Annotated in this window: 12 protein-coding genes; 9 read left to right on the top strand and 3 right to left on the bottom strand. The window is 61.2% G+C overall.

The genetic code is table 11. The features are described 5' to 3' along the window. The first annotated feature begins 145 nt into the window (after window positions 1–145). Window positions 146–1,225, top strand: a complete 1,080-nt coding sequence (locus AC1D17_RS07440; RefSeq protein ID WP_477564771.1) for an adenylate/guanylate cyclase domain-containing protein — start codon at window positions 146–148, stop codon at window positions 1,223–1,225. Further along, window positions 1,225–1,926: a tetratricopeptide repeat protein gene (locus AC1D17_RS07435; RefSeq protein ID WP_477564770.1), complete on the top strand. Its 702-nt coding sequence runs from the start codon at window positions 1,225–1,227 to the stop codon at window positions 1,924–1,926. Before AC1D17_RS07440 ends, AC1D17_RS07435 begins: the two co-directional genes overlap by 1 nt. 60 nt (window positions 1,927–1,986) lie before the next feature. Here the strand turns inward: AC1D17_RS07435 and AC1D17_RS07430 are convergent, their stop codons facing one another. Further along, complete coding sequence (locus AC1D17_RS07430; protein WP_477564769.1) at window positions 1,987–2,406, bottom strand: DUF1801 domain-containing protein; 420 nt, start codon at window positions 2,404–2,406, stop codon at window positions 1,987–1,989. Between the two features lie 338 nt (window positions 2,407–2,744). On the opposite strand from AC1D17_RS07430, the gene AC1D17_RS07425 reads away from it, so the two are divergent. The 3 genes from AC1D17_RS07425 (at window position 2,745) to AC1D17_RS07415 (ending at window position 5,484) form a co-directional block, all read left to right on the top strand. Beyond that, window positions 2,745–3,698 carry an aliphatic sulfonate ABC transporter substrate-binding protein gene (locus AC1D17_RS07425; RefSeq protein WP_477564768.1) on the top strand — a complete coding sequence of 318 codons (954 nt, stop codon included), beginning with the start codon at window positions 2,745–2,747 and terminating at the stop codon, window positions 3,696–3,698. A gap of 86 nt (window positions 3,699–3,784) precedes the next feature. Beyond that, on the top strand, window positions 3,785–4,585 hold the full coding sequence (locus tag AC1D17_RS07420; RefSeq protein ID WP_477564976.1) for an ABC transporter permease subunit: 801 nt from the start codon (window positions 3,785–3,787) through the stop codon (window positions 4,583–4,585). A 32-nt stretch (window positions 4,586–4,617) separates the two neighbouring features. Continuing rightward, window positions 4,618–5,484: an ATP-binding cassette domain-containing protein gene (locus tag AC1D17_RS07415; protein WP_477564767.1), complete on the top strand. Its 867-nt coding sequence runs from the start codon at window positions 4,618–4,620 to the stop codon at window positions 5,482–5,484. Between the two features lie 34 nt (window positions 5,485–5,518). On the opposite strand, the gene AC1D17_RS07410 is transcribed toward AC1D17_RS07415, so the two are convergent. Together AC1D17_RS07410 and AC1D17_RS07405 are read right to left on the bottom strand one after the other, a co-directional pair. Further along, window positions 5,519–6,277, bottom strand: coding sequence for a hypothetical protein (locus tag AC1D17_RS07410; RefSeq protein WP_477564766.1), 759 nt, complete (start codon window positions 6,275–6,277; stop codon window positions 5,519–5,521). Between the two features lie 66 nt (window positions 6,278–6,343). Further along, window positions 6,344–6,697, bottom strand: coding sequence for a DMT family protein (locus AC1D17_RS07405; RefSeq protein WP_477564765.1), 354 nt, complete (start codon window positions 6,695–6,697; stop codon window positions 6,344–6,346). Window positions 6,698–6,969: 272 nt separating this feature from the next. Here AC1D17_RS07405 and AC1D17_RS07400 point away from each other — a divergent pair, with 272 nt between their 5' ends. The 4 genes from AC1D17_RS07400 (at window position 6,970) to AC1D17_RS07385 (ending at window position 12,916) form a co-directional block, all read left to right on the top strand. After that, a complete protein-coding gene (locus AC1D17_RS07400) occupies window positions 6,970–7,815 on the top strand; it encodes an RDD family protein (protein WP_477564764.1) in 846 nt (281 codons plus the stop codon). A gap of 142 nt (window positions 7,816–7,957) precedes the next feature. Beyond that, a complete protein-coding gene (gene uvrB, locus AC1D17_RS07395) occupies window positions 7,958–11,041 on the top strand; it encodes an excinuclease ABC subunit UvrB (RefSeq protein WP_477564763.1) in 3,084 nt (1,027 codons plus the stop codon). Between the two features lie 297 nt (window positions 11,042–11,338). After that, window positions 11,339–11,803 (top strand): DUF3828 domain-containing protein, encoded by a 465-nt coding sequence (locus AC1D17_RS07390; RefSeq protein ID WP_477564762.1) that lies wholly within the window; start codon window positions 11,339–11,341, stop codon window positions 11,801–11,803. 282 nt (window positions 11,804–12,085) lie between these two features. Next, window positions 12,086–12,916, top strand: a complete 831-nt coding sequence (locus AC1D17_RS07385; RefSeq protein WP_477564761.1) for a hypothetical protein — start codon at window positions 12,086–12,088, stop codon at window positions 12,914–12,916. The last annotated feature ends 27 nt before the right edge of the window (window positions 12,917–12,943 follow it).

Genomic DNA, 12,943 nt, shown 5'->3' with positions numbered 1-12,943 from the left:
CCAAATAGCAATGTCTACCCTGGCCGCAAGGCGGGCGTTCGCCACAAGAAGACCGAGAGCGCTGTTCACAGAGTCGCGTCGCTCGGCGTGATACAACATAGCTCCGGCCCGGCTGTTATGGTAGTCTGGACCGGGGAGGACGGACATGAGCGAGACCCGCAAAATAGCGGCGATCCTGGTCTCGGATGTGGTCGGCTACAGCCGGCTTGCCGGTGCCGACGAAGACCGCATCCTGGCGCGGCTGCGGGCGCTCCGCAGCGATCTGATCGATCCAACGATTGCCGTCCACAATGGCCGCGTGGTCAAGCGCACCGGCGATGGGAGCCTCGTCGAGTTCCGCAGCGTGGTGGACGCCGTGCGTTGCGCCATCGAGGTGCAGAATGCCATGGTCGAGCGCAATGCCGGCCTGCCGGCCGAGCGTCGCATAGAGTTCCGCGTCGGCATCCATCTGGGCGACGTCGTCGAGGAGAACGACGGCGATCTGATGGGGGACGGCGTCAATATCGCCGCGCGGCTCGAAGGGATCTGCGAGCCCGGCAGCATCTGTCTCTCGGAGCAGGCGTACTGGCAGGTCAAGGCAAGGCTCGATCTCGCGATCAACGACCGCGGCGCAGTGCACCTGAAGAACATCACCGATCCGGTCCACGTCTATTCGCTGCAAGTCGGCGTCCGTCCCCCGCCGCAGCCCGCGGCACCGGCGGACTCCGTGCGGCGGGAAGAGCCTCTTCCGCGGCTCGCGCTACCCGACAAACCCTCGATTGCGGTCTTGCCGTTCCAGAACATGAGCGGCGACGCCGAGCAGGAATATTTCGCCGACGGCATGGTCGAGGACATCATCACCGGGCTGTCGCGGATCAAATGGCTGTTCGTGATCGCGCGCAATTCGAGCTTCGTTTACAAAGGCAAGGCGGTCGATATCCGGCAGGTCGGCGCGAACTCGGCGTGCGCTATGTGTTGGAAGGGGGCGTGCGCAAGGCGGGCGATCGGCTGCGCATCAGCGCCCAGCTCATCGAAGCCGAGACCGGCGCGCATCTGTGGGCAGACAGGTATGATGGCGCGCTGGAGGATGTTTTCGATCTGCAGGACCAGATCACCGACAAGGTGGTCGGCATTGTCGAGCCGAGCCTGCAACGGTCGGAGATCGAGCGCGCCCGGCAAAAGCGTCCGGAAAATCTCGACGCCTACGACCTCTATCTGCGGGCTGTTCCCCACATGGCAACGGTGATGCCCGCGGACGCCAGGATCGCAGCAGAACTCCTGGAGGAGGCGCTCCGGCTGGACCCGAATTACGCTGCCGCCCACGCCCGTCTTGCCTGGTGCCATGAGATTTTCTTCTCGCGCGCCGGGTTCGGCGCAGCCGACAAGGCCGCCGGGGTCGAGCATGCGCGCGCCGTGATCGCCAGCGGCACCGATGACGCGACGGCGCTGGCCATTGCCGGATTTGCGATCTTCATGCTGGGCAAGGACCACGAAGCTGGTTTGACCGCCGTTGGGCGCGCCCTGTCGCTGAACGCCTCGTGCGCTACGGCGCTCTATTTCGGCTCTGTCATCCACGCCTTTGCTGGCCACGCCGCCGAGGCCGCCTCCAGCGCCAACCGCGCGCTGCGGCTCAGCCCCTTCGACCCGATGGCCTACGGCGCGCATCTGGCACTCGGCACGGCGGACCTGCTGGAGACACGCTACGACGAGGCGTTACCGCACTTCGCCAGGGCCGTTCAGGACAATCCCCGTTTCAGCACGCTTTATTTCTTCGAGGCCGCTTCGCTGGGACTGGCCGGACGCAAGGAAGAAGCGCAGGCGATCGTGCAGCGATTGCTTGAACTGGAACCGGGATTTCGGCTCCGTATGATCTTCGAAGTCGGATTGGTGCAGCATCTCGCCGACAGGTTCGCCGAAGGCGCACGCATCGTCGGATTGCCCGAATAGCCCTGCCCCCGGACCAACACGACACCGGCATATCCGGACGCCCTCAGGCAAGGCGGCACATCATGCCTTCTCGCTTTTGGGTGCCTTCGCACGCGAACCGGCAGGCGCCTTCTTCTTCTTTTTGGCCCGATTGAATTCAACGGCGGCGCGGATGAGGTCCTTGAGTGCGCGCCCATCGATCGTACCGCCCTCGAAAACATCGATCGCCCGCCAGACCTTGCCTCCGAGCCCCGCGTTGAAAAGCTTGTCCGGGTCCGCAAGGCTGGCGCCGTGGGAAAATGTCAGCTTCACCTTCTCCTTGTGGGCGTTGCCAACCAAAATGATCCCGTCGCAAGACCAGACCGGACTTCCCATCCACTTCCATTCCTCGATGATGTCCGGATCGGCCTCAAGGATGTCCTTGCGGATCACCGCAAGCGTCTGGCCACGCCAGTCCGCAAGCCCGGCGATCAGCTGGTCGATATGTTCCGTTGGATTCATTACGCTGCCCTCGCTTTGCCATCCCGTTTCATCGAGTGGGACACTACAGCGCAGCGCGTCATTCATGATGCGCAAAGGTCGCTGTAGCACTTTCAAATTTACTGCATAATTCCTTAAATCAACTTCGATCTTGGGAATTATGCAGTCCGGCGCCGATTGCACTTTTCAAAGTGACGCGAGGCAGTGACGGAAAAATCCCGTCGAATGCCCTTCCATCGCGGAAAAGCGTTTCCCCGCATGGTAAATCTACAAAATAAATAAACTCTATAAGCTTGATAGATTTATTTAACATGATCCTCATTCAAGCGGGGAGCCTCCGCCAACCATAAGAGGGATCGATGTTTACACTGACAAGACGCCTGTTCGGCGCTGGCCTGCTGGCCACCAGCCTGTTTTCCGCCTCCGGTCTGTTCGCCGCCGAGCTGACGGAATTCAAGATCGGCTACCAGAAAACCGGCCTGCCGGTCATCGCCCGCCAGCAGCGGATCATCGAAAAGGCGCTGGAGCCGAAGGGCATCGCCGTCTCCTGGGTCGAGTTCACCGCCGGCCCGCCTTTGGTCGAAGCGCTGAATGTCGGCTCGATCAATGTCGGCTGGACGGGCGACGCGCCGCCGATCTTCGGCCAGGCCGCAGGCTCTGCCATCACCTATGCCGCAGCCCTTCCCTCCAACGGCGCCGGCGAGGCCATCTTCGTCAAGCCGGAATCGCCGATCCAGTCGCTGGCCGATCTCAAGGGTAAGAAGATCGGCGTCGGCAAGGGCACCTCAGCCCACAACCTCGTCGTTGCAGCGCTGGAAAAAGCCGGCATCGACTTCAAGGACATCACCCCGATCTATCTGAGCCCGGCCGACGCGGCTGCGGCCTTTGCCAGCGACAAGATCGATGCCTGGGCCGTCTGGGACCCGTTCTTCGCCATCGCCGAAACCCGCTACAAGCCGCGTATCCTCACCACCTCGGCTGAGACCCTGAAGGTCAAGACCTATTTCCTTGCCAATCGCGACTTCGCAAAGGACCATCCTGAAACGGTAACGGCCACTATCGCCGCCCTGAAGGACGCAGCCGGCTGGGCCGATGCCAACCGCGACAAGGTCGCCGAAGCTCTGCATGAAGTCACGGGCGTGCCTTTGGAAGCCCAGACGATTGCCGCCAACCGCAGCACGTTCGGCATCGAGCCGATCACGCCGGAAATCGTCGCCAGCCAGCAGCAGACCGCCGACCGGTTCTTCAAGCTCGGCCTGATCCCCAAGCAGATCACCATTTCGGACGCCGTCTGGACGGCACCGTCAAACTGATTTCCTCCCAGGAAATGCGGCAGCGTGCCGGTCCCGGTCGATCCGGACCGGCACGCGAGGGAGTACGAGAGAGCAAAGGGCAGATGATGAAATACACCGGTCAATCGCTCCTGCGCAGCGGCGCGGCGATCCTGCGCAACGGCACCGGCTGGCTGCTGCCCGCTCTGATCGTGCTCGCCTGGGAAATTGCTGCCCGCACCGGTCTGATCTCGCCGAACGTCATGGCCGCCCCTTCGGCCGTTGCCGAAGCCTTCTGGCGCCTGCTGCTGTCGGGCGAACTCGTCCGCAATATCGGCGTCAGCACGGCACGCGCTTTGTCCGGCTTCGTCATCGGCGGTTCGATCGGCCTCGTCTTTGGCCTTGCCAATGGCCTTTCCGGCCTGTCGCGCAATTTGACCGACACGACGCTGCAGATGATCCGCAACATCCCGCACTTGGCGTTGATCCCGCTGGTCATCCTCTGGTTCGGCATCGATGAGGAGGCAAAGCTCTTTCTTGTGGCGCTCGGCGTGTTCTTCCCGATCTACGTCAATACCCTGCTCGGCATCCAGAGCGTCGATCCGCAGCTGGTCGAGATGGGCCGCGTCTACGGCATGTCGCGTACCACCCTGTTTTTCCGCGTCATCCTGCCCGGCGCCCTTCCCGCCATCTTCGTCGGCCTGCGCTATGCGCTTGGTATCATGTGGCTGACGCTGATCGTCGCCGAAACCATCGCCGCCTCCTCCGGTCTCGGCTACATGGCCATGCAGGCGCGCGAGTTCCTTTTGATCGATGTCGTCGTCCTGTCGATCCTGATCTACGCCCTGCTCGGCAAGCTCGCCGACAGCTTTGCCCGGCTGCTCGAGCGCCTGACGCTGCAATGGCATCCGGCCTTCCAGACCGCCTGACCAAAAGCAACCCGAAACACGGAGTGCCGAAAATGTCCGTCATCGCCCTCGATAAAAAAACCAAGGACGCCCGCCCGGCCAGAGAAACGGCCGAAGCCCGCGCCCTGCGCGAAACAACGCCGACGCAGTGGTTTCCCTATGCGGCACCGCACGCACGCGGCCGCGATGTCCGCGAGAACGCCTTTTCCTTTCGCGGCATCAGCCGCAAGTTCGGCGACAAGACTGTCCTCGACAACATCGATCTCGATGTCCCGGCCGGCCAGTTCATCGCCGTCATCGGCAAGAGCGGTTGCGGCAAGAGCACGCTTTTGCGGCTCCTGACCGGCCTCGACAGGCCGACATCCGGTACGTTGACGGTCAACAAGGGAGCGGAAGGCGAAAACCGCACCCGCATCATGTTCCAGGAACCCCGCCTTCTGCCTTGGGCAAAGATATCCAAAAACGTCGAAGTCGGCCTGACCGGCATCGCCAAAGGCACGCAAGCCCATGAAAAATCGCTCGCCATCCTCCGGGAAGTCGGCCTGGCCGACCGTGCCGGAGAATGGCCGTCCGTTCTGTCCGGCGGCCAGCGGCAGCGCGTGGCACTTGCCCGGGCGCTTGTCGCCCATCCCTATATTCTGGCGCTGGACGAACCGCTTGGTGCGCTCGATGCGCTGACCCGCATCGAAATGCAGCAATTGCTCGAACGCATCTGGCTGCAGCAGGCATTCACCGCCGTGCTGGTCACCCACGATGTCTCGGAAGCCGTGGCGCTCGCCGACCGGGTCATCGTCATCGACCACGGTCGTATAGCGCTGGATCTCGACATTCCGCTGGAACGCCCCCGCCGCCACGGCTCGCCGGAACTGGCACGGCTGGAGGGCCAGATCCTCGACACGCTGTTTGGCAGCGCGGTTTGATTGCTGCCCCGGCCAAAATCAGCGCGTGACGGGATCAGCGCATGACGGCGGCCGCTTGCCGGCTTGCCCACTGGACACAAACGGCGGCAACCGAAGAGAGCAAAAACGCAATCTCGACATTCAGCCTGGGGAGCATCCAGATCAGGCAGAGGCAGAAGGCTGCAAACGAGAACCGCCCCAGCACCATGCCGCGCAGCAGCCGGACAACGAAATCGGGCCCGTATGCCCGTTGTGAAGACACCGACAGGATCAGCCCCAGCAACGGAAAAACGCTCAGCACGCCGCTCCATTGCGCACCGAGGGAAACCGACAGCATCGTCACGGCCAGCGTCAGAACGGCACCGGCGGCCATGCGCAAGAGCAGATCGGTCCGGGTGATCGATATGACCTTGCTGGCGGCGTGGGTCCGCGGCAGAAAAGTTTGCGCCAGGGTAACGCCGAGGAGCGCAGCGCCGAGCGCAAAGGGCGGCGTTCCCGGCATATTCGTCAAGCCGGTAGCCGCAGCGAACCATGCGGCAAGCCCCATCAGCGCCGCGATGCAATAATGATACCAGCGGCATGTCCATGCATAGGCCAGATTGAAGGCCTCCGATGCAAAAATCGCCGACAAGGCCGCAGCCGCAGCGCCAACGCCGAACACGGCGCCCTGTTCAAGTACCAGCAAGTAGAGGATAGGCCCGGTCACGATCGGCAACGCGGCGAGCCAGCCCGCAACCGCCGGCCCCCATCGCACCGCCGCCATCGAAACGGCAAACAGAAAGAACGGAACCAGGGTCAGTTTAAGGAAAATCATGCCGGTCCCGTTCATTCATGTCTGCAGATACCCGCGGCTTGCGGTAGCGCATGCAGCCGCAGGGCGCTACCCTTTGAACACGAAGGCAGCACCGCCGGCGATCATGCAGAAGCCGATGGCGTGGTTCCAGGTCAGCGATTCCTTCAGCCAGAACACCGAGAAACCGGCAAAGACCAGCAGCGTGATGACTTCCTGCATGGTTTTCAGCTGTGCCGCCGAATAGACCTCATGGCCGATCCGGTTGGCCGGAACCGCCAGGCAATACTCGAAGAAGGCGATGCCCCAACTGGCGATGACGGCCATATAGAGCGGCGAAGACGTATACTTCAGATGCCCGTACCAGGCGAAGGTCATGAAGACGTTCGACAGGACCAGCAGCACGATCGGCAGCACGGCGGCCGCATTGAGCGAAAAAGGCATAATCGAATCCTTGGGAAGACAGATTGGCAAGACGCAAAGCTTTTACCGCCAGTCCATCTCCGTTCAAGCCGGAAACGACGTGAGTTTCCCTCCGAGACCGCAAAACCACGAAACCGGCAAACAAGCGGAACTATTCCGGCCTGACCGTTTGTCGATTTTTCCTAGGTCTGGTCGTTCGTCAACGCCCTCGGGGGATATGCCACATATGCAATCAGGCGTTGACGACACCCGCCCCGTTGCTTAGCTATTGCGGTAATGCAATTGGGGATTTCATGACAGCCTATTCAGTGCCGCGCTATGCAGACGGTCCGCCGCGCCTTTTCTGGCGTCGAGTGTTCGCATTCGCTGTCGATATCTTTCTGTTCAACATTGCAGTCTATGCCGTTTTGCTGGCTGTCACGATGCTCAGCCCATGGAACATCGGCTTTGGCGCCATCGACTATACCGAATGCCGCATTGCCCCGCCGAGCCCATTGGTGACGCAGGTGGACAGGGATTGGCCACTGGAATTCGGGCTGGAGCGAACCAACACTCTCTGCAGCAAGACGGCTCTGTTCGATGGCACGCGGTATGTATTCAAGTCCACAACCGCCAAGACGAAGGGACTCTATACTTGGTCCAAATGGGTAGCTATTGAATCTGACGTCAACGGCGCCGCCCTCGGGCCTGCCGAAATGCGATCCGCGCTGCTTGTCCAAATCTTGGCATCCGGGCTGCTGCTTTCCGCTGGGATTGGCCTCTTCATCTATTTTTCCGCCAGCGGCCGACGCTCCCCCGGCAAGCGGCTCTTCGCTCTAAGGGTGCTCACGCCCTATGGCATTTCGCCCGGTCTGCATCGCGCCACGCGGCGGGAACTGCTGAAATTTGCGCCTTGGATTCTCGGCAGCATCATCAGTATTCTCACGACCGTGCGTGCCTTTCTCAGTCCCGATTCTTTTGGAAATCTGATTGCGCAAGCACGTGACATGAGCACGACGAATTGGCCGCTTTCCATTGTTATCGTCATCGTTTTCGGGATCGGGCAATTGCTCTGGTGGCTGCTGCCTTTTCTATTCTGGCGCGGCCAAACCTATTATGACCGGATTGTTGGTTGTACCGTCCTGCAGCAGGATCGATAATCCTCCTTGGGCGCTCTGAAGACACCCTGAAAACCCGTCCCCTGCCACAGTGTCAGAAACTGGCAGCAGCCCATCGTTCCGTTGCCTTTTTGTACTCATTGCCCCCTTCACATTTCGCCGGACTCTCTCCATATTCCCCGGCATGTCGAAAGCACCGAAAAAACCCACCGGCTTCGAGGAAGCTCCGCAGGCTTCCTTCGAGGGGGCTCCCCTTTCCTCCGGCGCCTTGTCGTCGAACGTCGCCGACTGGGCCGAAGAGCTGCAGCGGATGGCCGAGGCCGAAACCATCGAGACCCGCCACGACGTCGCCTCCAAGGCCGGCAAGCACCGCAAGAAGGTGGAGATATCAGCCCAGAAGGCCAAACAGGAAAAGGCCGGCAAGGACGGGGTCAGCGCCAGCCGCTCGGCACGCGGTACCTCGATGGGCGGCACGTCCGACCCCAGGGCCCGCGCGGCTGCGGGCCTCAATCCCGTGGCCGGCATGGACACCGCGCTCGAGGATGCGCTCGCCCCGTCCGCCGTCACCGCCACCGTCGAGGCCCTCTCCGCGCTGATCGAGAGCGGCAATCCGCTGTTCAAGGACGGCAAGCTGTGGACGCCGCACCGGCCCGCCCGGCCGGAAAAGTCCGAAGGCGGCATCCAGATCGTCATGAAGGCCGATTTCGAGCCCGCCGGCGACCAGCCGACCGCCATCAAGGATCTCGTCGAAGGCCTTTCCAATGGCGACCGTTCCCAGGTCCTGCTCGGCGTCACCGGCTCGGGCAAAACCTTCACCATGGCCAAGGTGATCGAGGCCACCCAGCGCCCCGCCGTCATCCTGGCGCCCAACAAGACGCTGGCGGCGCAGCTCTATTCCGAGTTCAAGAACTTCTTTCCCGACAACGCCGTCGAGTACTTCGTCTCCTACTACGATTATTACCAGCCCGAAGCCTACGTGCCGCGCTCCGATACCTTCATCGAGAAGGAATCCTCGATCAACGAGCAGATCGACCGCATGCGCCACTCGGCCACCCGCTCGCTGATCGAGCGCGACGACGTCATCATCGTCGCCTCGGTCTCGTGCATCTACGGTATCGGCTCGGTCGAGACCTACACCGCCATGACCTTCCAGATGACGGTCGGCGACACGCTCGACCAGCGGCAGCTGCTCGCCGATCTCGTCGCCCAGCAATACAAGCGCCGCGACATGGATTTTCAGCGCGGCTCGTTCCGGGTCCGGGGCGACACGATCGAAATCTTCCCGGCCCATCTGGAAGACGCAGCCTGGCGCATCTCGATGTTCGGCGACGAGATCGATGCGATCACCGAGTTCGACCCGCTCACCGGCCAGAAGACCGACGACCTGAAGTCGGTGAAAATCTACGCCAATTCCCACTATGTCACGCCGCGCCCGACGCTCAACCAGGCAATCAAGTCGATCAAGGAGGAGCTGAAACTGCGGCTTGCCGAACTGGAAAAGGGCGGCCGCCTGCTCGAAGCCCAGCGGCTGGAGCAGCGCACCCGCTACGATGTCGAGATGCTGGAGGCGACGGGCTCGTGCGCCGGCATCGAGAACTATTCGCGCTACCTCACCGGCCGCCAACCCGGCGAGCCGCCGCCGACCCTGTTCGAATACATCCCCGACAACGCCCTGTTGTTCATCGACGAAAGCCACGTCTCGGTCAGCCAGATCGGCGGCATGTACCGGGGCGACTTCCGCCGCAAGGCGACACTGGCCGAATACGGTTTCCGCCTGCCGTCCTGCATGGACAACCGTCCCTTACGCTTCGAGGAATGGGACGCCATGCGCCCGGACACCATCGCGGTGTCGGCGACGCCGGCCGCCTGGGAACTCGAACAGTCCGGCGGCGTCTTCGCCGAACAGGTTATTCGCCCGACCGGCCTGATCGACCCGCCGGTCGAGGTCCGCTCGGCAAAAACCCAGGTCGACGACGTGCTCGGCGAAATCCGCGAGACGGCGGCCGCCGGCTACCGCACGCTGGTCACGGTGCTCACCAAGCGCATGGCCGAGGACCTCACCGAATATCTGCACGAACAGGGTGTGCGCGTCCGCTACATGCATTCGGACATCGACACGCTGGAGCGCATCGAGATCATCCGCGATCTTCGTCTCGGCGCCTTCGACGTTCTCGTCGGCATCAACCTTCTGCGCGAAGGCCTCGACATCCCCGAATGCGGCTTCGTCGCCATTCTCGATGCCGACAAGGAAGGTTTTCTGCGCTCGGAAACCTCGCTGGTCCAGACCATCGGCCGCGCGGCGCGCAACGTCGACGGCAAGGTCATCCTCTATGCCGACACCGTCACCGGCTCGATGAAGCGCGCCATGGAGGAAACCAGCCGCCGCCGCGAAAAGCAGATGGCCTATAACACCGCCAACGGCATCACCCCGGAATCGGTCAAGGCGAGGATCTCCGACATCCTCGACAGTGTCTACGAGAAGGACCATGTCCGCGCCGATATCGGCATCAAGGGCGTCAAGGGCAGTCTCACCGACATGGTCGGCAACAATCTCGCCGCCCATCTCGAAGCGCTCGAAAAGCAGATGCGCAACGCCGCCGCCGACCTCGACTTCGAAACAGCCGCCCGCCTGCGCGACGAAATCAAACGCCTCAAAGCCGCCGAACTCGCCGTCATGGACGACCCGATGGCCCGGCAAGAGGCGCGGGCAATGGAAGGTAATAGCGCGAAGAAAAAGGGGACGGCAAACGCGGTCCCAATCTCCCCCCTTGTGGGGGAGATGTCAGCAAAGCTGACAGAGGGGGGTAAGCCCACCTCAAACTCCGAATCCGCCGCCCCCTCTGACGCGCAGCCTGTCCTCGGGTTTGCCGAAGGCAAATCCCGGGGGGGCCATCTCCCCCACAAGGGGGGAGATCAACCCGGCCGTTCTCTCTTCGCCAAACCCGATCTCGACGAGATGGGCCGCGACGTCACAACGCCCGCCCGTTCGCTGTTCCGCAAGAACGACCTCGACGAAATGACCGTCGGCCGCACCGAAAAGCCGCTCAACACCAGCGGCAAGCTGCCGGAAAAACCGCTGCTGCAGGGCCAGCCGGAGAAACGCGAGGTCTCTCCGTCATCCTCGTCCCCGGGCCTGACCCGGGGATCCAGCTCTGACGACGCCAAACCCCTCATCCGCGCCAAGCCCGGCGCCGGCTCCTACGAGGACGCAGGCGACCTCAAGCGCCAGAAGAAAACCAAGGGCAAGACCGGGCGGCCGGGCCAATAGTCCCCGCGCAGCCAGAACGCCCCTCATCCGCCCTATCGGGCACCTTCTCCCCGTCCAAACGGGGAGAAGGAACCAGCGGCAAACTCTTGTTCCCTCAGCCTGAAAACGATGGAGAAGCGGCACCCTCCGTCATCCCCTCTCCCCGTGTGCGGGGAGAGGGCTAGGGTGAGGGGCAAGCCAGCGAAGAACTTCATCGCATCCGAGMACCGCAAACACGCCACATCCCCAAAAATGCACCATGGCCAGACCGCCGCCTATCGGTTAGTCCTCGCTAACCCCGCTGCCAAAGGACCCGCCATGCGCCTGCCCGCCCTGTCCGCCCTCTTGCTGTCCGCCCTCTTCGCCCTGCCCGCCGCCGCCGAAACCTTCAAGACGCCGCRGGCGCTGCTCGAAGCCCTCTACAGCTACGACACCACCGAGACCGGCGCGGATGCCCCCTCGCTTTATTCCCCGTTCTTCTCCGACCAGCTGAACGCCCGCTTCCAGGCCGATCTCGACAACACCGAACCGGGCGACGCCGGCACCATCGATTTCGACCCGGTCATATCAGGCAATGACGGCGAGGCCACCGATGTCGACGTCGGCCAGCCGATCGTCACCGAGGATACCGCCGAGCTGGAAGTGACCTTCACCAATTCCGAGCCGGTGACGCTCTACTACACGCTGGTCAAGGAACACGGCGGCTGGAACGTCGACGACATCGCCAACCAGCAGGGGGAGTACCCGTGGAGCTTGAGTGGGCTGTTTGATGGGGCGCGGTAGGTAGAATAGCGTGATGAGACTGAAGGCAGCAGCCAACGATACGATTTTGGAGTTTTGTCAGTTTTGATTGAACATTCACGAGCAGCCACTGTTTTTTGTTTGCCCGATTACCTCGGTGTGAATACAGGCCGGCCTTCGCAAAGCCTAACAGCCGCAAACCCAACTATTCGGCGTCTTGGGGAAATCGGCATTTAGTTTGCCCAACAATGTATTTGTTGCGAAAGCGCGTTCGAACTACGTGTTTGGGTAACATGTTATCAGCCTGATGTGATGGAGAGCATTGTGGGATTTCTAGCTTGGCTGCGGGCTATGCGAAATGGATACAAAGGAAACAGCAGGATCGCAGAATATGAGAAACTATATCGAACGGAAGAACCCATTGAACGCCCCGAGCCACTCCCGGTAGAGGAGTCTTTCGACGCTTTTGTCAAAGAGTTTGGCGGAGAGAAAATCTCTGATCGCATCGAGAAAAAAGATCAGATGCCGCTAAACGCGGATTACATTTTTGCGGATCATAATGTCATCGCTGAACTGAAAACCCTTGAGGGGGTTTTTGCTGGAAGCGATGCAACTGCGTCCCTATTTCAAGCTTTCTCTGATACCGGCCATACTGGTAAGGAAATGATGGATGTGGTGTTCCGAGGCAAGCCGATCCCGGACAGCGTACAGTCGGTCGTTCGAACTCGGATACGTCGAAGACTAGAAGATCGGGTCAAAGCCGCTCGCAAACAGCTTAAACGATCTAAGGATATGTTCGGCAACGCCGAAACATTTACCCTCATCCTATTTGCCATGGATCAGACGCCGTTGTTAGGGCATGGCAACATGCTGTTTCATCTCGCAAAATTGATGAGCGAAAACTACGCCGATACGCACCCAGATGGATTTGTCTATCTAAATCCAAACACTCCGACGAAAGTGGTGGCAGACGGAATGGAGTTTGCTGGTTGGTATCCGCTTTACCGAGATGAAGAGGTCAATGAAAGCTTGCGTACTTTCGTCAACCTTCTCGGAAATGGCTGGCTGACTTATAGCGCCCGAATAAACGGCAATCCCAACCCGATATTGCAAATGGATGACTATGGCGACGAGACAATGTCCATACTTCGTTGACACAATGAAATCACGGACGTCGTTCTA

It is taken from the genome of Pararhizobium sp. P1_E7 (assembly GCF_056405855.1).
This window is presented reverse-complemented; position numbering and strand designations above follow the sequence as displayed.